Here is a 26,993-nt window from a genome sequence, read left to right as displayed (position 1 = left end):
GTAGGAGAATATGGAAATCAGATCCTCCATTAATTTTCACGACGAGCGCTTTTTGATGTTTGTACTGGACCAGATGGCAAATGAGCTTGAGAGAAACGGTGGAGAAGCGATCCGCATGACTCTCGGAAAGTCAGAAATGCCGCTGCATCCCGAAATTATTAATTCCATGCAACAGGCGTTGAACAGCTTTGAAAAATATTCGCTCGTATATCCAGGTGGTCTGCCTGAGCTGAAAGATAAGCTCGCGACCCACTATCAAACAAAATACGATGTGACAATCAAGCCGGAAAATTTCGTGATCAGTGTCGGTACCAGCACACTCTTCCGTAACCTGTTCTACCTCTTGCTTAAAGAGGGTGATGAAGTGTTGCTGCCACTTCCGTACTACTCGCTTTACCATTTCTGCGCGCTCTTAGTCGGTGCGAAAGTTCGTTACTACAAAATTGATATGGATACATTGAGACTTGATGTGGATTCTTTCAAAGAGAATTTCACAGACAAGACGAAAGTGGTCGTGATCAACACGCCAGGTAACCCGTTAGGCAATATTCTTACAAGAGAGGAATTGTATACGATCGACAGCATTGTAGACGGCCGTGCGGCTATTATCAATGACGAGATTTATGCGAACACTTACTTCGATGACGAGTGCGAATCCGTGATGCAGCTGAAAAATACCAAGTCTACCTTCATCACAACGGATGCGTTTTCCAAAGCGTATCGGATGTATAGCAGACGTGTCGGATACGCGATCGTACCAGATGAGCTGGTGCAACCACTGACGGTCATTCAGCACCACACACTGCTCACAGCTGACCCGGTCGTACAATTCGGGGCAATGGCTGCGCTCGATTACCAGCATGAAGTTGATCATTTAGTCCAACTGTATAAAGGTCGTCGGGACTACACGATAGACGCTTTCCAAAATGTACCCGATGTCCGTGCTCTGCCAGCGAGAGGCAGCTTCTACTTCACGCTTGATTGCGAAGCCTTTATGAAGAGAAAAGGCATCAGCACCTCGCTTGAGTTGGCTACACAAATTTTCGAGGCGACACATGTGGCGACTGTACCGGGTTCTGACTTTGGCATCCCGAACACACTGCGCCTCTCATACTCTGCCGCGAAGTATAACGAGGGAATTAACCGTTTGCGGGAATTTTTCACCACCACCTAAAAAGGGGAAGAGTCGCAATGAATGGACGTATGCAGCTCGATCTGGATCTGAATGAGTTTAACCTGCTCACTGATGATGAAGCGAACTTGTTAACTCGAGTCAATCAGACAGACAAACCTTATCGCAACAAAGTGACAATCGCTGAACTGTTCGTCCGGCAAGCAGAAAAAACGCCTGATAGAGTCGCTGTGGTAGAGGCGGATCGAGAAAGAACATACGCAGAACTACACGCGGAAGCAAACCAGCTAGCCCGTATCCTAAAAGATGCGGGTGTGGTTCCTTCGCAACTCGTAGGAATTCTCGCAGACAGGAGCTCCCGTATGGTAGCGGGAGTTCTTGCCATCCTCCAAGCGGGTGGGGGATACGTCCCGGTTGATCCGCATTATCCCCGAGCTAGAATTCGGTATCTTTTGCAGGATAGCCGCTGCAAGGTGCTTGTAACAGAATCCATCTATCTGGATGAAATTATACCGGATCTACCTGACAGCATCGAAACGATCATTTGTTTGGACGAGACTTCCTTCCAGCACGAAGGATACAAGGTCTATACAGCGTCCGACATTCGCCGCCAAAAGGATGAGGCGATAGCTCCGGCAGGTTCAGAGGATGATGTTGCGTATGTCATCTACACATCTGGTTCAACCGGTGCACCGAAGGGCGTCATGATTACGCACAAACAGGTCTTGAATACGTTGTTTTGGCTGGAGGAGACTTTTCCGTTAAGCGAGACAGACGTTGTTGCCCAAAAAACCTCGATTTCTTTTACGGATTCGGTGTGGGAATTGTTTTGGCCGCTGATGGTTGGATCAAAGCTGTCTATTTTGAAAGAGGAAGACGGAAAAGATCCGGGAGCGTTGTATGACTGGCTGCGTGAGCAACGCATTACAGTCACGCAGTTCGTTCCAGCGATGATGAATGTGTTTCTGGCGCATGTGCATTCTCGTAAGGAGCCAGATCCATTGCCCAATTTGAAGTGGGTATTTAATGGAGGAGAAGCACTGACCGCTAATCTGGTTCGCGAATGGAATCGATTGTTCCGTGTTGCGCGAATCGCGAATATTTACGGGATGACAGAATCAGCGATATACGCTTCCGTCTTTCTTTGCACTGAACAGCCTGCTGAAGAAGCACTCAGAATCCCTATTGGTGTTCCTATTGCCAATACGCATATGTTCATCCTTGGTCAGACGGGGGAAATTTGTCCCCCTGATGTCAAGGGCGAGATTTGTATCGGAGGAATTGGCATCACCGATGGATATTTGGGCAAGCCTGATTTGACGGAGAAAGCTTTTACCTATCATCCCATTACCGGGGAGCGCCTGTACCGTACCGGAGATGTCGGCTTACTCAGTGAAACGGGAGTTTTTGAATATTTGGGGCGGATGGACGATCAGGTTCAAGTGCGCGGCTATCGTGTGGAACTAAAAGAAGTGGAACGCGCCGTCCTTCAGCATCCCGCTGTAAATCAAGTAGCTGTTTTGGCTATGACTGATCAAATGGGGCTAACCGAGCTGGCTTGCTACTATGTTGTGCAAATGGACGGTGTTCAGCCGGATGAGCTTCGCGCGCACCTGCTGGAGTGGCTCCCCGAATATATGATCCCGAGTTACTTTATGGAATTGTCGGAGATGCCGCTTACCCCGCATGGAAAGATCGATCGTAAAGCTTTGCCTGCTGTAAAGCCAAGTGCCAATAGTGAATACGTACCTCCAGCAAATCCTATCGAACAAAAGCTGGCTGAGTTGTGGGCGGATGTCTTACAGCTTCCATCCCCTGGTGTACTTGATCACTTTGTCGGACAGGGAGGACATTCGCTCAAGGCCATTCAGCTTTTATCCAGGATTGAAAGTGACTTTCAAGTGAAGCTTTCCATGCGTGACCTGTTTGATGCTCCAACGATTCGTGGTTTGGCGAATCGGATCACAGGCAACCTCCAAGAGATGGAGCAAAAACCGATTGTCATGCTTTCTAATCAGGAATATTACCCTGTCACACGTGCCCAAGAGCGGCTTTACCTGTTGTGGCAGTTGGAAGAAGATGCTACCAGCTATCATACACCAGGAGTTATGCGGATCACCGGTTCCCTTGATTCAGGGCGTCTCCAAGACGTTGCAGATCAACTCGTCGCACGACATGAAGCTCTGCGCACCTCGTTTCATCTGATGGAAGGTCAGGTGAAGCAAAAAGTACACAGTGATCTTTCTGTACAGATCGAAACATGGCAAGCAGACGAGGAAGTTGTGGAAAAGACAATCGAAAGCTTTTTCAGGCCATTCGATTTAAAGCAAGCTCCTTTACTTCGTATCGGTTTAATTAAGCTCTCATCAGAAGATCATCTGTTGATTTTCGACATGCATCATATCATTTCCGATGGCATTTCCAAGTCCATCTTGCTTGAGGAATTTTGTTATCTCTACCAAGGACAGGTGTTGCCAGAATTGTCGGTACAGGCCAAGGAATTCGCTTGGTGGCAATCAGAACAAGCTGCCGAGATCGGTTGGGCCGAGAATGAAGCCTACTGGTTGGAGGCGTTTTCCAAGCAGCCGCAACCGTTGGCAATCCCGACGGATTATCCTCGCCCACAAACCATGACATTTGATGGAGACGAGTTGTTGACTGAGCTGTCTAGAGAATGGGTGGAAAAGCTCGACGCGTTTACCCGTCAGAGTTCTACGACGCTCTACATGCTCCTGTTGGCCGTCTATTCTGTTTTGTTATCGAAATACAGCAATCAGGAAGACATCGTCGTCGGCTGCGATATGGATGGTAGACAACGTGCGGAGTTTGCCCCTGTTGTCGGAATGTTTGTTAACACCTTGGCCTTGCGAAACTGGCCGAAGAAAGAATTGACCGTCGAAGAGTATATCGGGCAGGTACGCCAAAACGTGCTTAGCGGTTTTGAGCATGGAGACTATCCATTCGATCAACTCGTAAGCCAGATTCAATTGACTCGGGATCCAGCAAGGAACCCGTTGTTTGACGCCATGCTGACCCTGCATCATGCAGCGGAGCAGCAAAAAGTCAGCCTCGATCAGATCGAGTTTTCACCGTACGAGTTCAAACGCAAAGCTGCCATGCTTGATCTGGCTTTGGAAGTGGTTAAGGCTGAGGATCACCTATGCATGCATTGGCAATACAACACGAACTTGTATCACAGAAGAACAATCGAGAGGATGGCTCAAGACTTTGTCATTCTTCTTGAGCAAATGGTAGCCCACCCGAACCGAACCATCGGACAACTTCAGATCGGTCATGGAGTAGTACAAGTAGCACAGGGACAAGTGGACGACGATGACTTTGCTTTTTAAGAAATACATGACGGACAGAAAAGAGGGATTGGCTTGACAACGATAACGGCACAAAACATCTTGCTGGCCAGTGGGCAGTTTGATCGCGAAAAAGACTATTGGATGGAGAACCTCTCTCGAGAGTTTCATTCACTCGACCTTCCAACAGACTCTCGGGCCTCGTTTCAGCGTCAGTCTGAGCTTCGTGAGCTGACCATCGTGTTTCCGGACGAACTGAGCAAGGCGCTGATTCATTTGAGCAATGGCTCGGATCAACGATTGTTCATGGCTTTGCTGAGTGGATTTGGCATCCTGTTGTCCAAATACACGGGACATCAGGACATATGCGTTGGAACGGCTATCTTTCGTCAAACAGAGCCGGGTGAGTTCTTGAATAAATTGCTGCCTCTGCGTCATCAGGTACTCCCGAAATGGAGCATCAAGGAGCTGCTGCAAGAAGTTCGGCAGACCTTAAAGACCGCTGTGGAACATCAGAACTACCCAATCTTGCGGTTGATCGAGGAACTGCAAGTACCGCGTCAGGGGAACAGCACACCGTTCTTTGAGGCGACTTGCTTGTTAGACGTTCTTCATGATCAGGACAGCCTGAAACAGGTCTCGAGTGAGTTGCAGCTCCTCTTTTCTAAAAAGGGGAACTCGCTCGAATTACTTGTGCGTTACGTCGGGCAAAGATACCAACTCCCCATGATGGAACGGATGATAGAGCATTTGGTCCGAATCTATCAGGTTATCGTAACCCAACCAGATCAGAAGATCGCGGAGATCGCGTGCTTATCTGAGGCAGAGGTACGGGAGCTAGTTCTTTCATTTAACGACAACCGGATTGATTTTCCACGCGATCAGAGCTTTGATCGCCTCTTTGAGGAGCAGGTAAAAAAGACGCCTCATCGCAAAGCGGTGACAGACGGTAAATCAACGTTAACCTATCAGGAATTAAACGAGCGATCCAACCGACTTGCGCGCCATTTTATCCAGCAAGGATTACGACCTGGCACGAAAATCGGTATCTATATGAAGCGTAACGTGGATACGCTTGTTGCGATTCTTGCAGTGTTCAAGGCAGGAGGAGCCTACGTACCGATTGATCCAGACTATCCGCAGCATCGGATCCTGTACATCGTGCAGAAGAGCGAGATTGCAGGGTTAATCACTCAGCCTGACTTGCTAGATGGGTTGGAGCCGATTCGAGCATCCTCACCTGAACTGAAGTATTTCTATGTTTTTGGTCAATCTGATCAATTAATAGAGTCACTTTCGGGAGAGGACATCGATCGGGAGAGTGCAGGAACAGACTTGGCATATATCATCTTCACATCGGGTACGACTGGACAACCGAAAGGCGTAATGGTGCACCATCGCGGAATGATTAACCACATTTTCGCTAAAATCAACGATCTGTCCCTCTGCGAGGATGATCTTGTCACACAAACGGCTTCTCTTTGCTTCGATATATCTGTTTGGCAATATCTGGCTGTCCTGCTTGTGGGTGGCTCTGTGCTGGTGATCGATACAGAGACGGTAATGGATACGCAGGCTCTTCATAACGTACTCCGTTCCAACCACGTCACCGTCGCAGAAGTGGTACCGTCTCTGCTCTCCGTGCTGCTTGATCTCGTTCAAGAATGGCCCGATTCCGAACGCAGCTTCCCTGATCTGCGGTGGATGGCCGTGACAGGAGAGGAGTTGCCTGCTCCTCTGGTGCGACGCTGGTTTGCCTGCTATTCGGAAATTCCTTTGGTGAATATGTACGGGCCAACGGAAGCATCTGATGATATAACGCACCACATTATTCGGGAAATGCCCAGTGATCAGCAGATTGTGGTTCCCATCGGCATACCGATCCAGAACACTCATATTTACATACTCGATCAAAATCAGTGTATCTGCCCGCGAGGCGTAAAAGGAGAAATAGGTGTGGCCGGTCCGGGGGTTGGTTACGGCTACTACAAAGATGACGAACGGACGCAAAAAGTCTTTGTACCAAATCCGTATGCCAGCTGGATAGATGACCCAGACTACCAAGTCCTCTACCGAACGGGTGATGTAGGCCGGATCACGGAGGACGGATATATTGAGTACTTCGGGAGAATGGACAATCAAGTCAAGATTCGGGGTTACCGAATCGAATTGAGTGAGATTGAACAGGTGATGCGCAGACATTCAGCGGTTAAGGATGCAGTGGTCTTGGCGCTTTCTGAGGAAACGGGTGCAAAGTACTTATGTGCCTATGTCGTTCCCCAAGAGGAATTTTCCGCACGAGATGTGCGTGATTATCTGTTTACTGTGCTTCCTGAATACATGGTGCCGATGCACTACGTAAAACAAAACGTATTGCCACTTACCCCTAACGGAAAAGTGGATAGAGGAGCTTTGCCGAAGCCTGGCATACAGGATCGCATAGACACATCTATTTTGGTGTCAGCGACAACTGAGACGGAAAAAGCTCTCACGCACATCTGGGCACATGTGTTACAGCTCGATCCAAACACAATCAGCGCTCGGGACAATTTCTTCGCTCTAGGGGGGCACTCGTTAAAAATCAACGCGGTGGCTGCGCAGGTTGCACAGCAGTTTGGCGTACAGCTTCCACTGCGAACGATGTTTAATCACCCAACAATTCAGGAGCTTGGCAACGTGATTGATGGATCAGACAAGACGGTTATGAAAAGACGATTCTCAGTCGAAGCCAGATCGTACTATCCTGTTACGGCTGCCCAGCGAAAGTTCTTTATTCTTCAGCAGTTAAACCCGGCTGACACAAGCCTTCACATTACGGCTGCCCGTTCAATTGAGGGCGAGTTGAGCCGTGAAATGGTAGAACATGCTTTTCAAGGATTACTTGACCGCCATGAATCTCTTCGTACCTCATTTGATTATAGAGATGGGCAAGTCGTTCAAATTGTACATGATTCGTTAGTCTTCCGTTTGGAAGTGAGTGAAGCAAGTGAAGAGCAGTTGGAGGCCAGCCTGGCAGCGTTTGTACGGCCATTCGACTTGCGTCAAGCACCTTTGCTGCGCGCGGGGCTAATCAGGATTGCACCAGAAAAGCATCTATTGTTGTTCGATATGCATCATATCATTTCAGACGGTGTATCCATGGATATTCTCGTAGAGGACTTTGTTCGTCTCTATGCAGGTGTGACACTTCCTGCATTGGAAGTTCAGCAAAAAGAGTTTGCTGTTTGGCAGGAATCTGCGCTTGAGTCAGGGGAGCTTCAAGCTGACTATTGGGCAGATTTGTTTACCAGCCCCGCTCCACTTCTATCGATTCCGACTGATTACGAAAGACCAGAATCTCTTACGTATCCTGGTGCAACGATTGAGTTCGAGATATCGGCAGAGGAGAGGCAGCGGTTGCAGGAGCTGGCAACGCAGGAACACGCGACACTTTATATGGTGCTGTTGTCGGTTTACAACATGTTGCTTGCAAAATACAGCGGCCAAGAGGATGTCGTTGTTGGAACTCCTGTAGCTGGGCGTAAATTTGCAGAGTTTGATGAAGTCATTGGGATGTTTATCAATACCATTCCCCTACGCAATTATCCAAAAGGCGAGAAGACCTATCGCGAGTTTCTTGCCGAGGTCCGCGAGCATACGCTAGCCTCTTTTGAACAAGCGGATTACCCGATTGATCTGTTCGTCCAGACTCTCGGTCTTGAGCCAAATACAGGTCGTCAACCCCTTTTTGATACGATTTTCGTCCTGCAAAACATGGACAATCCGGAAGGGGAGCTAGAGCTTGAGGACATGATTGTCAAAAACTATCCACTGCAAAACAATTCGGCTAAACTTGATCTTCATCTGGCGGCTTATCCCGTTTTCGACAGACTTATATGTAAGCTGGATTACCGCAGTGATCTGTTCCGAAAAGAGACGATGGAACAGTTTGTGAGTGACTTCAAAAGCATGTTGCAGCAGGTGATGGAAGATCCGCAGCGCCTCCTGCAAGACTTTGAATTGACCCGTGAGGTAGCCCTTATTCAAGCACAGGGCGTCGATTGGGATTTTGAATTTTAGAGCAAGCGGTGAGTAAGAGGGGGAGGGCATATGGAGACTACTATTTCGCAAAACATTCTGCTAACCAGTCGGAAATTTAGCCGGGAGGAGCAGTACTGGCAAGAGAAGTTACAGGGGGAGTGGACGCTCTCCCTCCTTCCAACCGAAGGAACGGAGAAGGAAGGCGATGGGGAGGAGGAGACAAAAGAAATATCGTTTGTCTTTCCAGATGATTTGAACGCTGCCGTTGCGGCCCATTGCGATCATCATCCGATGAAGCTCTACCTATTCCTTCTGTCGACGTTTCAAATCATGCTGAATCGGTATAAGCAGACAGACGACATGATCATTCTCACGCCCGTCTTTCAGAATCCGCTTCCCCCTAACGCTTGGAATCGGGTGCTGCCGCTGCGTGTACGGATGCATCAAGAAGCTACTTTTGCAGAAGTGGCGAAAGAGGGTAAGCAGCTAGTCAAAGAGGCAATGGAGCATCAGAACTATCCGTTTTCGCAAATGATGCAATGGCTTGATCTACCCGACACGGATCGGATGGCACTGCTGGATACAGCCTTCGTACTAGAAAACATGCAAGATATTACTGCTTTAGAAGGCCTGTCCCTACAAATGGTATTCGCATGCAAGCAAACAGAAGCTGGAATTATCGGACGCGTACGGTATAAGGGCGAGCAGTTCAAAGAGGCTGTCATCGAACGAATGATCAGCCATTATCAACAAATTCTTCGTGAAGTCGTCGTCGATCCTAAATGCTTCGTTCACACAATCGAAATGTTGACAGAAGCAGAGCGGACAGATCTGTTGTACACCCGCAACAAGACGGATGTTGTTCATCCTGCTCCAAAGCCGATCCATCAACTGATCGAGGAGCAGGCAGCGCGGACGCCTCATCTAACAGCTGCTGTGCTTGGCAACAAAACCCTTACGTACGCTCAACTTAATGGCAAAGCCAATTGCCTTGCACGTATGTTGAAGGAAAGTGGCATTGGAAGAGGAAGCTATGTTCCGGTCTTGATGAATCGTAGCTTGAATTTGGTCATTTCCTTGCTAGCTGTGATGAAAACAGGTGCGGCATTTGTCCCGCTAGACGTGCAAAGTCCAAGCGAACGGAAAAAGCAGCTACTGGATGAATTGAATTGTCCTGTGACGCTGATCGGACCAGAAATACGCCAGGAGCCGTCATTCGTGCAATGGACACGTGCTGTAATCGTTGATGCGGATGATATCCGGGAAGAAGGGGACTTGAATGTCCAGGTAGATATGGACGATCCGATCTATGTGATCTATACATCTGGTTCTACTGGTAAACCAAAAGGGGCAGTCGTTCCTCATATCGGTATTTTCAATCGGTTTCGCTGGATGGATGAACACTACGGTTGTACAGAGCAGGACGCCATTTTCCAGACGACTCCCCATCACTACGACAGTTCGGTCTGGCAACTCTTCTGGCCGCTCTTGCATGGTGGCCGTACGGTATTGCCGATTCCTGAATTCGAGATGACGCTCGATCAAGTGTTGCAAGCCATTTCAACCTATCAGATTACAATTACGGATTTTGTGCCGTCGGTGTTCAATCTGTTGGTGGATCAAATGGAAACACGGATGGACATACACGATTCACTTTCTTCGATTCGCCACCTGATCTTGGGGGGAGAGGAAATCACCGCTCACACTGTGCATCTGTTTCTTCAGCGGTTTTCCCACGTTCGTATCACGAATCTGTACGGTCCGACGGAGACGTCTATTGGTGTCATCTACTTTGAGATCGACCATACCCATGAGGGACCGATCCCGATTGGAAAACCGATAGCCAATACGAAAATTTTGCTGCTGGATTCAAATCGTAAACTTGTTCCGGCCGGACATCAAGGGGAGATATATATAACAGGCTTGTGCTTGGGGCACGGTTACTTGCACGATCCCGAGAAAACAGCAGCCAGCTTTGTTGACAACCCTTATCCGGAAATTGGTTATCAAAAGCTTTATCGGACAGGAGACCTTGGGCGTTATCTGCCGAATGGCAATATCAAGTTCTGCGGTCGCATCGATCATCAAGTAAAAGTACGCGGGCACAGAATTGAGCTGGGCGAGATTGATGAGGTGCTATTGTCCCACCCGCTAGTAAAAGAGTGTGCCGTGCTATTTCAAGAAGAGAAGGCTCGATTGTGCGCGTACTACGTGGCAAATGCCGAGGACTTGACCGCAAGTGACCTGCGCGGTTATCTCAGCGAACGGCTTCCCGATCACATGATCCCATCCTTTTTTGTCAGCATTGAAAAAATGCCTTTGACAGCAGGGGGCAAGATCAATCGCAAGCTATTGCCTGAAGTGGATGAACAACAGGCGTCCGATGCTGAATATGTAGCCCCACGAAACGAGAAGGAAGAACAGCTGGTTACGATCTGGAAAGAAATCTTGGGAATCGAAAAAGTGGGGGTACACGACAGCTTCTTCCAGCTGGGAGGAAATTCCCTGCTGTTGCTTAAAATGCATGCACAAATTGTAAAACAAGTGGATAGCGAGATTAGCGTCGCGCATTTGTTTTCCTACTATACGATTGCCATGTTTGTGGATTTTCTCGAACAAAGAAAACAAGATCAGTTTGCATCGATGGAAGATCAAAGCGATGATGATGAATCCCTTCTGGAATTGCTGAGGGAGGTCAAGGAGGGAGTTCTCTCCGTAGACATGGGTGCCGAGCTGATCGACAAAAGGAAGGGGAATTAAGATGAGTTTGCTAAAAAAATACATCTTGGAGCAAGTGGCAGCTCATCGACTGCATGAAAAGGAAGCACTTCCTTTGCTGAAAGAATTGTCCTCTGCCAACGTAAATACGCGCCAAGATATCGCAATCATCGGTATGGCTTGTCGTTTTCCTGGAGCCAACAGCCTCGAAGAATACTGGAACAATTTGAAACAGGGGCACGATTCGATCAGTGATATCCCGGCTGCTAGGCGTCCAGATGTCGAGAGGGTCGCGAGAGAATTTTTTAACGACACAGATTTTCAGTATGAGCGGATGGGTTATCTCGAACACGTGGACTTATTTGATCACGCGTTTTTCGAGATATCACCTGCTGAGGCTCGAACCATGGATCCTTATCAACGGATGTTTCTCGAGTTGGCTTGGGAAACATTTGAACATGCCGGGTATAGCGAGAAGATGATCAGCGGTTCTCCTACCGGCGTATTTCTAGGATATTGTGACAATGAATCACAATACCAGCGTGTGCTGAAAAACGTTGATTCGTCCTCGCTGGCTGGTAACGTTGCAGCAATTATCGCTTCCCGGATTTCCTATTTGCTGAATTTATCAGGTCCGAGCCAACTAGTTAATACATCTTGCTCTTCCTCCTTGGTCGCTCTGCACCAAGCATGTCAGGCCATTGGAAATAACGATTGTCGAATGGCTCTCGTAGGTGGAGTTAACCTTTCCCTGTTTCCGATTCAACAAGATACGGACTTTGGCATCGTTTCCGTAGATCGCAAAACCAAAGCTTTTGATGACTTTGCTGATGGAACCGTGTGGGGAGAAGGTCTTGGCGCTGTTCTTTTGAAGTCATACGATCAAGCAGTTAGAGACAATGATTATATTCATGCCGTGATCAAAAGCACAGCGGTCAATTGTGATGGCCGTTCTACCAGCATTACTGCGCCCAATGCGATTTCTCAATCTGCTTTGTTGCGAACAACATGGGAGCGGGCGCGAATCAATCCAGAGAGCGTCTCCTATATTGAGGCACATGGGACCGGGACTAGATTAGGCGACCCTGTCGAGATTGAGGGGATCATGCATGCCTTTCAGAAAGTTTCAAAACGCAAGCAATTTTGCGCAATAGGCTCGGTTAAAAGTAATATCGGACACACGATAGCGGCATCAGGGGTGGCTGGGATCATTAAAACGGTTCTGATGATGAAGCATCGCCAGATTCCGCCGACGCTGCATGTGAAACGGCCGAATACCTTAATTCCTTTTATTGATTCGCCTGTTTATATAAATGATGTGTTAAAGGCTTGGGATGTAGAAGCTGACCAACCTGTGAGGAGAGCCGGGATAAGTGCATTCGGGCTGAGCGGGACAAATGCCCACGTCATCTTGGAAGAGCCTCCTAGTCGCGAGGCGACAGCCGGTTCAGAATCTGGCAATTACCTCATTACGTTATCCGCTAAAACAAGTGAGTCGCTCTGGGATTTGCTCGAGAAATACCAAACATTTTTATCAGGACCTTCTGAGCATTCCCTTTTGGATATGTGCGCTACTGCTAATATGGGGCGCGGACACTATCGGTATCGCCTTGCCTTCGTTATCAACAGCAAAGAGGACTTTTTGCAGAAGATCCATCGCCTGTGCGCGGGAGAACGGATGGAGGACGGTGCTCCGCTTGTTGATGGGAACCAGGTGTTTTACGGAGTACTGAATTCCCGTGGGGAAAGTTCATCGCCGATCAGCATGCAAATAGACAGCTCTGACCCTGTAGAAATGGCAAAACAGTACGTACGAGGAGTGCCGATCAATTGGCTTGAATACTACCGTCCAGTCAAATGGAAAAAGGTACCTTTACCAACCTATAGCTTTGCCAAAACCCGTCACTGGGTGCAAACGAATCAACCTGCAATCAACATGGTTGAGCAGTCCGATGCTGTAGCATCTGTAGCGGCTCATGAGAACGAAACTGCTGATGTGCATAAAATTGCTTCCACCTTCTTTACTTTTGGGGAAACGTTACTGACTCAGGTGAATGTCCAAAAGCAAACGGATTTGGAAGAGGATGAAACTTTTTATTCCGGCTTGTTATCGCTTGAATGCTTCAAGCAACTAGGCGCTTTCCACAAGCAGACGCAAACGTATTCGCTGGAAGAATTGCGTGAAGCTGTAAGGTTTGATGGAAAAAATGAACACTTCTTCCAACTCATGCTTGAAGTTGTCGTTAAAGCCTCCCTGGTTGAACACGTTGAAGGAACATACCGTCTAACTGCACATGCAGAGGGTCTTGATGCAGAAGCGTTTTATCAGGATTGTCTGGATCGCTATCCAAATGAGCATGATACGTTCTCTCAATTGAAAGCGTGTTTTGCCCATTACTCAACGAGCATGACGGGGCAGGGCGTATTCGTGACGAACGACGGTTCTTCTGACTTATATAAGTCGTATGCGGATCGCATTACTCTTGGAAACCCTTCTGGACTTATGGCAGTGGAAACCATTGCTCAATACATCCATTCGTTTAGCCGTCCCGTTCGAATTCTGGAGCTCGGAGGCGGTTCCAGCGGTCTTACTCGCTTATTGCTGCCGAAAATTGAGAAACAAGATGTCACCTATCTGTTTACGGACGGTGAGCAATCGGCTCTCGCAGATGCAGAAAAAGAGTTCCAAGAAGTATACCCGTTTGTGCAGTTCCGCCTGTTCAACATGGAGCAGACCCCAGCCGAACAAGGCTTCGATCTGCATGCTTACGATGTGATTATCGCGAATAACGCGATACACAGGACGAAGGATGTTCGGGCATCCTTATCGATAGTGCATCAGTTGCTTGCAGAGCAAGGTGTGCTGTTTGCAATCGAGCTCGTGAAAAATCGCTCAACGGCAAATGTGATCGGGGGGCTTGCCGCAGACTGGTGGCAGCACGAAGACACCGAGCTGCGACCGCAAGCCAGACTGATGGATCCCTTACGTTGGGAAAAGGCGCTTCGAGATACGAACTATCAATCGGTTGCCATTTATCCGTCGTCAACAGCGATGGGTGATCTGTCTGATTCAGCGTTATTGATCGGACATTCAGCGTATACGCCACAAGAGTATCGGGAGTGGCTCTACCAGATCCATTGGCAAACGAAAGAGCTGATAACCAATCAGCAGACCCAGCGGCCCGGGATCTGGCTGGTACTTCAAGATGAAGGCGGTGTAGGAGAAACACTGGCTGACGCGATGTCATCGGACGGACATGAAGTGTTCAGACTTCGCAGCGGTGAGGCTTTTGTCTCTGTTTCTTCCCACGAGTTTATCCTAGACCCTAGCCAGCCAGCAGATTTGCGGCGTGTGTTCGAGAGCCTCGGGGACAAAAAGGAAAAGCTGACTGGGATTATCCATTTATGGAGCTTGACCTCGGGCGTCCAACAGCCAAATGATCTCAGAGAGCTTGAAGCTCTTGAGTCTGCGCAGCCTCTGGGAGTTTACAGTCTGTATCATTTGACACAAGCGTTGCTTGAGCTGGATCTGAAGCATGTGCTTGATTTACGGATCGTTTCGAACTACGCACAAGCAGTAGATGACAACGGACCTGTTTTTCCAGAAAAAGCTCCCTTGTTCGGTCTAGCCAAGGTTATTTCGCAGGAAAATCCAAAACTGCAGTGCTTTAGCCTGGATCTCGCAACAGAGGGGCGTTCAACATCGCAGTTGGTAGACCAGCTTCTAGCGGAAATTCGCTGCAATCGAGATGACACATTGGTTGCCTATAGAGGAAATCGCATCGTACCAGAAATGAATCGCTGCGATATCGATAATGTCCCGAAACGGCCTGTAGAGATACGTGAAAATGGTGTTTACTTGATCGCCGGAGGTACCGGAAAACTGGGCCTGGCATTTAGTAAGCATCTGGCCGCTCAAAAAAATGTGACGCTCGTGCTGATTAATCGTTCGCCACTTCCACCTAACCACGAGTGGCAAGCGCGTTTACAGCATCCAGACTGCAGTGCTGCTGAGGCACGAAAGCTGAAAGCCCTGCTGGAGCTAGAGGAAATGGGAGCGCAGGTAGTCTGCTACGCAGCCGACGTGTCAGACCGTCAGCAGATGGAGGATATTTCCGAGCAAGTCCGTGCTCGTTACGGACCGATCAACGGCATTATCCAATCCGCGGCGCATATCACCTTTGAGACGATTCAGAAGAAGAAGTTTTCCGATTTTCAAAATGGTTTGAAAGCGAAGATGACGGGCACAGTCATACTCGATCAGATAGCTGAACCGGAGCATTTGGATTTCTTTGTGATCTTCTCATCACTTGCTTCGATTTGGGGTGGGGCGACTGGAAGTGACTATGTCTCGTCCAACTGCTTCTTGGATGCCTATAGTGCAGCTCGCAGTCGAACAGGAAGACCAACGATAGCTTTGAACTGGTATGCGTTTGAAGGGATAACAGGCCCTGGTTTTATCGGATACATGCCGATGGATGGCGCAATCCATGCCTTCGATGCTTCGCTGTCTTGCCAAACTGAGCACTTGATCATTGGACAGTTTGATTTGCAAGTGCTGAAGGAATGGGCACCGTCTCTGAAAGTAAAGCTCGGAGATTCGATATTTGCAAGCGAAAAGTCTCGTAAAGAACGCGAAGTACCTACAGAAGTGACCATGCAAAACCGTGTTGTTTTGTCTGGTAGGGAGGAAGGCGATCACTACACTTCACTGGAGCTTGCCTTAGGCCAGATTTGGTCTGATGTTCTGGGTTACACCGAATTGAGCATCGACGACGACTTTTTCAGACTGGGTGGCGATTCTCTTTTGGCAATTGGGATCGTTTCCCGTGTCTCCAAGCAGATGCAAAAAGAGATAACGATCACTAACCTGTTTCAGACACCGACGATCCGTCAATTGGCTATGTTGATGGCTCCGAATGAAGAAACAGCCGTGTCGGCGATTCCTGTAGCGGGGTATCGGGAAGCTTACCCAGCCACCTCGTCTCAGCAGAGAATTTATGTGCTGGAACAAATGCAGGAAGGGGCAGTCGCCTACAACATCCCTACAGTCATGATGCTTGAAGGAGAACTGGACAGAGAGGCTTTCGAACGTGCATTTATCTCGCTGGTGCAGCGTCATGAGTCGTTGCGCACCTCGTTTTCCATCGTGGATGGAGCATTGATGCAAACCGTTCAACCGAGCGTAGATTTTACGTTGGCGTATAGTGAAGTCGACGAGAACGATGCCAAGAGAACGGTCGAACAATTCATTCGACCATTTGACTTGTCAAAAGCGCCGCTTGTTCGTGGGATGCTCATTCGCATAGATGTCAACAAACACTTGTTGCTGTTCGACATGCATCACATTATTTCCGATGGTGTATCCATCAACATTTTGATCCGTGAGTTCTTCCAATTGTATCAGGGACTCGAGTTGCCTGAGCTGCGAATTCAATATAAAGACTACAGCGTGTGGCAAACCGAACAACTTGGCAATGGGGTATTGGCCGCTCAGGAGAAATTCTGGCAGGGAGAGTTGGATGGAGAACTTCCTGTGCTTAATCTGCCTACGGACTACCCTCGACCGTCCGTCCAGAGCTTTGAGGGAGATGTCCTAACCTTTGAGATTCCTCAAGAGATGACTCAGAAGATACTGGCACTGGCAAAAAACAATGGGGCAACCTTGTACATGACGCTATTGGGCGCGCTCAGCATTATGTTGTCGAAATACGCTGGCGAAGAAGACATTATCATCGGATCGCCAGTGGCTGGCCGTCATCATGCAGACCTGGAAAACATTGTGGGTGTCTTTCTGAACACACTGGCGATGAGAAATTTCCCGCGAAGTGATCGAACCGTGGCGGATTTCCTTCAGGAAGTAAAAGAACGGGCACTGGCGGCGCTCTCTCATGCCGACTATCCGTTCGAAATGCTGGTGGATCGTCTGACGCTGCCTAAAGATACAGCGCGCAACCCATTGTTTGATGTGATGTTCATTTTGCAAAATACCGGCGACGCGAAGGGAAGCATGAGTGCAAATGGGCTGACGCTCTCACCTTATCCTTTTGAACAGCGCTCTGCCCAGTTTGATCTGACCTTTGACATCATTGAACGAGAACAGCGCCTGATTGTCGATATCGAGTACAGCAACAAGCTATTCAGCAAAGAGACGATCGCGTCAATGTCCACACACTTCCAGAAGATTCTGGAGCAAATGGTGGAGGATCCTGAACAGTTGATCGGCAAGATGTCCATGCTGGCAGTAGAAGAACGCATGCTACTGATTGAGCATTGGAATGACACGAGTTTGGAATACTCTCGTGAAAAAACGGTCGTCCAGCTCTTTGAAGAAGTAGCGGAAAAAGAGCCGAACGCGTTAGCTGTATCATGCGGAGATAAGAAAGTTACTTATGCGGAATTAAATAAGCGAGCCAATCAAGTTGCCCGTTTGATGAAGCAACACAGCGTCACTGCTGATACTTGCGTGGGCCTTCTGACGAATCGCTCCGTGGAAATGATGGTCGGGCTCATGGCGATCTTGAAAGCGGGGGCTGCGTTTGTTCCGATTGATCCGCACTATCCAGAAGAACGCATCTCCTATGTTTTGGAAAACAGCATGACTCCCCTTGTGTTAACCCACGATACTCTGGCAGAGAAGCAGTGGGGAAGTGTTGTCCGAGTGGACGTAAACGATCCCCGGATAGAGACGGAAGACGACTCCAATCTTCCGCCACAGGCTACACCTGGTGATCTCGCCTATGTCATTTACACATCGGGTTCTACAGGCAAGCCTAAAGGTGTCATGGTTGAACACGGCAATTTGATGAGCTTCTGCGCAGGGATCGGAGAACACATCGATTTTGCCAGCGCAGACAAAATGCTGGCTGTGACAACGATTTCGTTTGATATTTTTCTGCTGGAAACGATTGTGCCGCTGACGAAAGGGATGACTGTAGTCATTGCAACCGAGCAGCAGCAAGCAGACCCGCAGGTGCTCAAGGAGTTGATTTTGCAGGAAGAAATCACATTCCTTCAACTGACTCCATCCCGGCTGCAGCTCATGCTGGAAGAGAAGAGCAACTTGCATGCACTTGACAGCCTGAAAGCGATCCTGATTGGAGGAGAGGCGCTTTCAAAGTCTTTGTTCCAAAGGCTTCGCACACAAACGAAGGCGAGACTTTACAATCTGTACGGTCCGACTGAAACAACGATTTGGTCTACGGTGCAGGACTTGACCGACGCAGAGGAAGTAACGATTGGTGCGCCGTTGCCCAATACACAAGTCTACATCCTTGATGAGCATCTCCAAGTGCAGCCGATGAAGATCAATGGCGATCTTTATATTGCAGGAGATGGGGTAACGAGAGGGTACTTTGGCCAGCCAACGCTGACGGCTGAGCGCTATATTCCTAATCCGTTTCAACCTGGTCAACGCATGTACAAAACAGGTGATCTCGCGAGATGGCTGCCAGACGGGCGTATTGAATACGTGGGACGATCTGACTTTCAGTGCAAAGTGCGCGGTTATCGCATCGAATTGGGTGAGATTGAAACTGCTCTTTCACAGCATCCGGATATTACGGAAGCAGTGGTCAGTGTGCGAGATACCGCCAGCAATCCTTACCTGGCTGCCTACTATATGGCGAAGCGAACGTTGGACAGTGATGAATTGCGTGCGATGCTGAGCAAAAGTTTACCCGATTACATGATTCCACATTTCTATACGCATATGAATATGTGGCCGCTGACACCAAACGGAAAGTTGGATCGCAAATCATTGCCAGAGCCTGATTCACTCCAAGACAAGTACATCGAATATCAAGCCCCGGCTACCAGACTGGAAGAACAGGTGGCGGGCATCTGGCAAGAAGTGCTTAAACGTGAAATGGTCGGTATGCAGGATAACTTCTTCCAAATAGGCGGTAATTCGCTTTTACTGGTACAAGTTCATGCCAAGCTTGAACAGCTTTACCCTGGACGGGTTCGAATTGCCGATTTGTTCGCTCATCCTACGCTGTCTAGCCTGACCAACTTTTTGAAGAATACCGCTTTAGACCTGGCAGATGAACAAGGGGAATCTGATACGGCTACCTATTGGTTGAAGGAGCTGGATCGTGTCTCGCTGATAGAGTTGTCGACTGAGTACTGGGCTAGTGGAGAAGCGAATGTGGACACAGACTGGGTCCAATTCTCACTTACTGATGATCTGTTTGAAAATGTTCAGCAGGTAAGTCAAATGGAAGCAGTTGAGGTACGAGACGTTCTGCTTTCGATGTACCTATACCTCATGGCGGAATTGACAGGACAGCAGGATCTTTATATGGAAGTGGCTGTCGACAGAGAGCTGCAGATGAATGTCTATCCATTCCGGGTGAACATGTCAGAGCTCAATACCTTCTTCGATCTATTCAAGCAGGTGCAGCACAAACGACAGATCATCGAGAAATTAACGGGAGACGCCTCGTTGTGGCTTGAAAAATTGCGGATAGAACGCAACGACGGAACGATTATTCCATTATTTGGTGGTGTCAATGCGTTTACAGATGCATCGTTTACACACCATGAACATGAGCTTGCCTTCTGGATCAAGGAAGGAAACGATGTGATTGATATCGTGTGTGCGTTCGACCCTAAATGCCTCCGGGCAGAAAAAGTCACGGAGATGACTCAGGATTACCAGCAATTGCTCAAGATGCTAGTGAATGAATACATGACATAGAGAAGGGTGATCAAACATGGACAAAATCGCACTCTTATTCCCGGGACAAGGTTCGCAATATGTTGGAATGGGCCAAGCATTATGTGAGGCCCATCCCATTGCGGCGCGCACCTTTGAAGAAGCAAGTGAAGCACTTGGATTTAACCTGCAAACACTTTGTTTTGCAGGGGATGCACAAGAATTGACAAAAACAGAGCACGCACAGCCAGCAATCCTGACAGCAAGTGTCGCAGCCTTCCGCGTTTATTCACAGGAAATGGACATCGAACCGAAGTGGGTGGCTGGTCACAGTCTGGGCGAGTTTACGGCCCTGACTTGTGCCGGTGCCATCCAATTTGCAGATGCCGTCCGCCTTGTCTATCGGCGAGGTCAGTTCATGCAGGCGGCTACGCCGCAGGGTGTCGGAGCCATGTCAGCAATCTTCGGGTTGGATGCTCAACTTGTCGAGGAGATTTGTCGGGAACATTCTCGTGACGGTGCGATCGTTGTGGTCGCCAACCATAACTCCGCTGATCAGATCGTCATCTCCGGACATGCACATGCGGTGCGGCAAGTAGAAGAAGCGTGCAAGCAGCAAGGCTCTACTTCTGTTGTCACCCTCAAGGTGAGTGCGCCTTTCCATTCGCCACTCATGGTGCAAGCAGCCGAACAATTAAATGAAGAACTGAAGCGGTACACGTACTGCGATCCTAAATGGCCTGTCATTTCCAATGTGACAGCACAACCATATGTCCATGCTGATCAGCTTGTCGATTTGCTTACTGCCCAGACAACCAGCCCTGTTCGCTGGCAAGCTACAATGGATTACTTGGTAAAACAGGGAGCGAATACTGTAATTGAGCTCGGACCAAAAAGTGTACTGACAAATTTGGCCAAAAAATATCCGCTTCGCGCCTTTGCCTTTGACAAGCAGGGGGAGATCGATCGTTATCAGCAAGAGCTTCAAGATGCTAAAACGCGTAATCAAGCAGCAATTGCCCAATTCGTTGATTCTTGCATTGCGATTGCCGTTTGCACGAAAAACCGCGGTCTCGATGAAGAAGCGTACCAGCAAGGGGTGATTATGCCCTATCAAGCACTTCAACAACTGAGACAACAGCTGGAACAAGGGGAAAAAGAGGGGGGCTATGGGGATGTACGCGAAGCTTTTTCTCTGCTTCGTTTGATCTTGCAAACCAAAAAAGCTCCTGACGCGGAACAAGCCATGCGTTTTGAACAGCTGACCAGCAAACCAGACCTGCAACAGCGATTTCCCGAGATCAGCAACGAATGGCAAGCAAGCTAAGCCGAACCAGGTAAGCAGAGGACTCAAGGAGGAAGAATGCAGTGAGCAAGCCATTAGGACTGAACCGAGTCAAACTGAATAAACAGCAGACGGATGCTCATTCAACTGACAGCAAAGCCAATCAACACGATATTGCGGTGATTGGTGCTGCTTGCCGATTCGGAAGCGCAGAAAACCCGGAAGACTTTTGGCGTCTGTTACAAGCTGGTCAAGATTGCGTCCGAGAGCTTCCCAAAGAGCGCCAGAACGATTTGATTCCATTGTTACTCGCCAAAGGGTTGACGATGGAGCAAATTCAATTTCGAGAGGCTGCCTACCTGAATGAAATTGATAAATTCGATCCGCAGCTCTTCGGTCTTTCTCCTAAGGAAGCCAGCCAGATGGATCCGAACCAGCGCTTATTTTTGCTGACATGCTGGGAGGCGATTGAGGACGCAGGATATGGTGGAACAATGCTCGCGGGCAGCCGTACGGGTGTATATCTGGGATTTAGCAGTGATTTTGGTGAGGAGTATCGACGAATGATTCGAGAGCTGGAACCAGATGCGTTGTCCACCTCCATCATTGGCAATATGAAATCGGTGATCGCTTCTCGCGTCTCCTACCTGTTGGATCTCAAAGGTCCGAGCATGCTTGTAGATACATCCTGCTCCTCGTCGCTGATGGCTGTTCATCTGGCATGCCAAGCGATTCGTCGAGGAGAATGTGAGATGGCGCTGGCCGGCGGTGTCAAGCTCATCTTGCTGTCTTTACAAGATGGAAGCAATGATTTGGGAATTTTATCGCAATCCGGGCGTACTCGCCCTTTTGACAATGATTCAGACGGTACGGGTGTCGGTGAAGGCGTTGGCGCCGTTTTGCTGAAACCGTTGGCAAAGGCTCTTGCAGACGGGGATTCGATTTATGCGGTGATCAAGGGAAGCGCCGCCAATCAAGACGGCCATTCGTTCGGGCTTACAGCGCCAAATTCACTGGCACAAGCCGAAGTGATCCAGCAGGCATGGAAAGACGCGCAGATTGATCCCGAAACCCTTTCCTATATCGAGGTGCACAGCATAGGTACCAAGCTAGGTGATCCTATGGAGATGGACGGGCTGGAGAGAGCGTTTCGCCCATACACAAATCGGCGCCAATTTTGCGGGATCGGCTCGGTAAAGACGAACATCGGTCACACCGACCACGTAGCAGGGATGGCTGGTCTTTTCAAAGTGATCCTGTCTCTTAAACAAAAACAGATACCTCCGCATTTGCACTTTCAACGTGCGAATCGGATGATTCCTTTTGAACAATCTCCCATTTACATCCATGACACGTTGACAGAGTGGGAACCAGAGAAAAGCGTGCGACGGGCTGGAATCAGTTCGTTTGGGATGAGTGGAACGAATGTGCACCTCGTAGTAGAGGAAGCACCGGGATTCATGCCACCTCCCAAGCAAGAAGAAGGGACTCAGGCTATTGCGTTATCCGCGAAAAGCAAGGAGAGCTTGCTCAACCTGTTGCACCGCTTTCAGAAGTGGACCAGCAAGCCTGTGGAGGAACTGCCGACATTGGAAAGTCTCAGCTTTACGGCAAATACGGGCCGTAGTCATTACGGCTATCGATTGCTACTGATTTGCAGGGACATGGACGATTTTACCGCAAAAATCTCCAAGTTGTGCGCAAGCGACTGGACAACACTTTCTGAACCAGATATTTTCTTTGGCTGGCACAAGGTTATCTCCCAGGAAAAAGCGGATAGAGAGCCTGGAATACTGACCGAGGCCGAACAACAAGCGATGAATAAGGCGGCTAATGCTCTTTTACAAAAGCTTTTGTTGGCGCAAAGCAAAGAGTTATCTGATCTGAAAGAGCTTGGCGAATTGTATGTGAGCGGGGCAGATGTACGCTGGAGTGCCATGTATACGTTTAAAAAGCCGCGCCGCGTGCACCTCCCTGTTTATCCGTTTGAGCGTAAGCGTTGTTGGCTGGACATCTCTTCTCTTCATTCTCTTGACAAGGATGCCGGGAGAGAAAAAGACAAGGTCGCACCGCAAAAATCTGGAGAAGCGAAGCTGCCAAACGTGGTAGTACGTGGGAGAAAACACGATACCTACACCACTTTAGAGCAAGAGCTGGCTCACATTTGGGGATATGTTCTGGGGCTTGAAGAAGTAGATGTCCACGACAATTTTTACGAGCTGGGCGGGGACTCGATCATCGCGATTAAAATGATCAGCGAAATCTCCAAGCGGATGAACCGAGAAGTAGAAGTACAAGACCTGCTTACTCATTTGACGATTTCTGATTTTGCTGCCTTTCTTGATGCGGCTGGGCATGTAGTAGAACAGGTTGCGAAAGCAGAGGCAGCTGCTACTACAGTCCAAGCTATTCAACAACGAAACGCAAAATCAAGGCAGGGTACGCAAATCAAACGCAGCTCGTATGCCGATGTCAGTCATTTATCCTGGCGTCAATGGAATTGTTATGATCGCGGTCTCGCTTTATTAATGGAGGAGCAGGATGCTCATCTGATCCCTTATTTTAAGCTTTTTCTAGGGTTGAAGCGCGGCTATCAGCTTGATACTGAGGGGTACCCCTATTCGTATCGGGAACATGCTGAGGTTATGGGATATTTGTCGGATGAGGAGATGCTTTATAAATTTGGCTATCGGGTCAAGCTCGTGCCTGTCACACATCTGGATGTATTGCATGAGTCGATCATTCGCCAACTGGATCATGGCAAGCCCGTAATGGTTGCGTTTGACGAGTACTACACCTTTTACACACCGCAATACCAGAAGGAACATACGGATCATCTCACCGTCATCACTGGCTATGACCATGAAAAGCAGGTCTATACGATCATCAATCACAATCATTTGACTCGCGGGCAAGCGCAGCGAATCCAATATGATAAATTTTCCACAACGTACCAAACGCTTGAGGAGATTTATGCAAATGTAGATCCGCATTCCCGGCTGATCATGGTGCTCGATCGCGTTACAGATGACGAGGCAAGCTTGCGTGCGAGCGCGGATGAGGAGTTGCTTCGTTTACTAAAAGCGGTCGAGACTAAACAGCAAGTTGGCAGTGAGCTTACGCTGTTGCTGTCACTTACGGAGCAGCCAGACACGTATTTTCATGAAGCTAATCTAAACGAGCTCTACGTTCAATTAGGCGGGAAAGAACTGTGGATGGAAACATTATTGGACTGGTACATTCCACAGGCGGATCAGTCTGTACGCGAACTGGCGGAGGAGATTTTGCAGACATCCAATAATGCGGTGAATCGTTATGCCCTTAGCTTATACAAAGAAAAAATGTTGAAGCGATCCGATGTGGAAGCTGCTGTCGACAAGTTGAAGTCACTTACTAGTCAATTTCTGCAACAAGTATTTGCCTTGCGAGAACGTGATTCGAATATCCGATAGTCGCATGTGTTTACCATTTCGATAGACAGGAAGGAGAGTGCTCATGTCACTCACCGAGATTCAACCGAGCAAGCATCAGAACCTGGATTGCATCGGCGCTTCTATCTACACGGTTCTGAAATACTTGAACTTTTCTGCTTTGGAAACAGCTTGGAAGCAGTGCGGTGCCATCTATCTTAAAACGCAAGATTCTCCTTATGGAGATGTAAACGGTCAATACATGAGAACAGTTGCAGAACTGACGTGGATTCACAATATCCGCGTAGAAGGACAGGCTGAACCGGAAAACGACCTGTTTTTGGCAAATATTCAAGAACGTTTGGAACGGGACATACCGACAATCGTCCTCTGCAATATGGCAGAACTCCCGTATAACCCTTATTATCAGGACCTGCCTGAAATGCATAGCATCATTGTCACAGGTAGAGAGGGTAACCAGCTGCTGATCGTCGATGATTACTACCGCTATAAAGGTCTGTTGCCCATCGAGCAATTCTTACTGGCGAGCAACTCTTCCTATCGGGATGCAGGCACAGGTGAATGGTATCCACTCCACAATCGTTCATTTGAAATGGTACTTTCAGATTCCCTGCATCCGACTCACGATCAGTTGCTGGAAGCGGTCAGGAGCAATCTCAGCGTACTTGAGGGTCGTTGCGACATCAATCAAATCAAGCGGGAGTTGGATGTACCCGATGATGTCAACATCGAGGTAGGGCTGAAATCCCTTGATCCTTTTCTGAAAGACGTAGAGGCTTTTCTCGCTAGTGGAGTGGAGATTACTGACGATCATCTCGATATCCTTAACCATAGCTTGATCAGCATGGCACAAACACGAGCGATGTATGCCGATGTCTTGCAGGTGATCAGTGAGAAGTACGAAAGCTTTGCAGATCTTGCCGAGCTGTATCGTAGTATCGGACATCAATGGAAAATTACAACCAATATGATTTTAAAGGCTTTTGATAGTAATCGCAGTGACATGGTTCATCGCGTTCTGCAAAAAATCAGCAGCATAAAAACGCAGGAATTTGAGGCGGTCACAAGCACAAGAGAAGTACTGGAACGAGTTGGCGTTGTTGTGTAAGCATCTAGCACATGGAGGTACTCCTATGGAAAAGGAAAACGAAGTATACGAGACGCTCCTACAGTTGTTTTCTGAGTACGTGAACGAAAGCGGAGAACTTACGGAGTACATTGATTCATTGACCTTTATCAAGTCGGTCGTAAAGGTTGAAAAAGAGTTTGGTATTGAATTCGATGATGACATGCTGCATTTGGAAAACTTTCAAGATATGAAAACGTTGGCAGGTTACATTCAGCAAAAAATGGATGCAAAATCTGCCTGATCAAGGGCCGAGATAGATTCAATCTAGCGGACGAAGACGGGAAAAAACGGGAGAGAGGGCTCACCATGCTAACGAAAATGATGGCCATTAGTCACATGATTGGCAATACGCCTTTAATCAAACTTGAGCATGAGCACATCAATCTGTTTTGCAAGCTGGAGTACAACAACCTCATGGGAAGTGTAAAAGTGAGGCCCGCCTTTTATATATTACAGGAGGCGATCAAAAGAGGAGAGATTACGCAAGAAACTACCGTAATCGAGTCATCTTCGGGAAATTTTGCTATCGCTTTAGCGACTTTGTGCAAGCAAATCGGAATTAAATTTATTCCAGTCATTGACCCCAATATTAATCCTGTATATGAGAATTTGCTCAGGGTATTTTCTCATGAGGTCGTAAAAGTAACGGATCGTGACGAGACAGGGGGATTTCTTCTAACGCGCATCCAAACGGTCAATCGCCTACTCAATGAGACGAAGAACTCGTTTTGGACCAACCAGTATGGAAATCCGGATAGCGCTCGAGCCCATTACTTCGGACTGGGAGCCGAGATCGCAGACAGCTTCGATACATTGGACTATGCGTTTATCGGCGTCAGCTCTGGCGGCACGATAACTGGAATCTCGCAGCGATTGAAAGAACGATATCCGAACATAAAAATCATTGCGGTCGATACGGCAGGATCCGTGATTTTCGGACAAGAGCCACAAAAACGATACATCCCGGGAATTGGATCAAGCATGCGGCCTGACATACTCAAGGGCGCGATCATTGATGAGGTCGTTCATGTTTCGGAGGAGGACACAGTCGAGGCTTGCTATCAGCTTTATACTGAGCATGGCATTTTTGCTGGAGGATCTTCTGGGACATCCTACTGGGCGATTAAAAACTATTTCAAAGATCAAAAGCATGTAGTCAAGCCTAATGTCGTCTTTTTATGTCCAGACGGTGGTATGCCATATGTCAATACCGTATACAACCAGGAATGGGTTCAGTGGTTGCATCAGCAAAAGCATTCTTTCGTTGGCAATTAAGCAGTGTCCAATAAATCTACTACGATAAGCAGGGTG

10 protein-coding genes are annotated in these 26,993 nt (G+C 48.3%); all 10 read left to right on the top strand.

What is annotated here, in order from left to right; all coding sequences use genetic code 11:
* The first annotated feature begins 10 nt into the window (after positions 1-10).
* Positions 11-1,174, top strand: a complete 1,164-nt coding sequence (locus ODZ53_RS05895) for a pyridoxal phosphate-dependent aminotransferase (protein ID WP_015891491.1) — start codon at positions 11-13, stop codon at positions 1,172-1,174.
* A gap of 17 nt (positions 1,175-1,191) precedes the next feature.
* Positions 1,192-4,482: an edeine non-ribosomal peptide synthetase EdeL gene (edeL, locus tag ODZ53_RS05890; protein WP_372676301.1), complete on the top strand. Its 3,291-nt coding sequence runs from the start codon at positions 1,192-1,194 to the stop codon at positions 4,480-4,482.
* A gap of 33 nt (positions 4,483-4,515) precedes the next feature.
* Complete coding sequence (gene edeK / locus ODZ53_RS05885) at positions 4,516-8,499, top strand: edeine non-ribosomal peptide synthetase EdeK (RefSeq protein ID WP_372676300.1); 3,984 nt, start codon at positions 4,516-4,518, stop codon at positions 8,497-8,499.
* A gap of 30 nt (positions 8,500-8,529) precedes the next feature.
* Complete coding sequence (gene edeJ, locus ODZ53_RS05880) at positions 8,530-11,220, top strand: edeine non-ribosomal peptide synthetase EdeJ (RefSeq protein WP_372676299.1); 2,691 nt, start codon at positions 8,530-8,532, stop codon at positions 11,218-11,220.
* A gap of 1 nt (position 11,221) precedes the next feature.
* Positions 11,222-19,879, top strand: a complete 8,658-nt coding sequence (edeI, locus tag ODZ53_RS05875; protein WP_372676298.1) for an edeine biosynthesis hybrid PKS-NRPS EdeI — start codon at positions 11,222-11,224, stop codon at positions 19,877-19,879.
* A 16-nt stretch (positions 19,880-19,895) separates the two neighbouring features.
* Positions 19,896-21,164 carry an ACP S-malonyltransferase gene (gene fabD, locus ODZ53_RS05870; RefSeq protein ID WP_372676297.1) on the top strand — a complete coding sequence of 423 codons (1,269 nt, stop codon included), beginning with the start codon at positions 19,896-19,898 and terminating at the stop codon, positions 21,162-21,164.
* Positions 21,165-21,205: 41 nt separating this feature from the next.
* On the top strand, positions 21,206-24,574 hold the full coding sequence (gene edeG / locus ODZ53_RS05865; protein ID WP_372676296.1) for an edeine polyketide synthase EdeG: 3,369 nt from the start codon (positions 21,206-21,208) through the stop codon (positions 24,572-24,574).
* Positions 24,575-24,617: 43 nt separating this feature from the next.
* Positions 24,618-25,661, top strand: coding sequence for a BtrH N-terminal domain-containing protein (locus ODZ53_RS05860; RefSeq protein WP_372676295.1), 1,044 nt, complete (start codon positions 24,618-24,620; stop codon positions 25,659-25,661).
* 25 nt (positions 25,662-25,686) lie between these two features.
* Positions 25,687-25,923 (top strand): phosphopantetheine-binding protein, encoded by a 237-nt coding sequence (locus tag ODZ53_RS05855; protein WP_041749465.1) that lies wholly within the window; start codon positions 25,687-25,689, stop codon positions 25,921-25,923.
* A gap of 65 nt (positions 25,924-25,988) precedes the next feature.
* Positions 25,989-26,957 (top strand): 2,3-diaminopropionate biosynthesis protein SbnA, encoded by a 969-nt coding sequence (gene sbnA, locus ODZ53_RS05850; protein WP_372676294.1) that lies wholly within the window; start codon positions 25,989-25,991, stop codon positions 26,955-26,957.
* Positions 26,958-26,993: the final 36 nt, after the last annotated feature.

It is taken from the genome of Brevibacillus sp. BD137 (assembly GCF_041644655.1).
GTDB lineage: Bacteria > Bacillota > Bacilli > Brevibacillales > Brevibacillaceae > Brevibacillus > Brevibacillus brevis_D.
The sequence above is the reverse complement of the archived record's forward strand: the minus strand, read 5'-3'. Positions and strand labels throughout refer to the sequence as shown.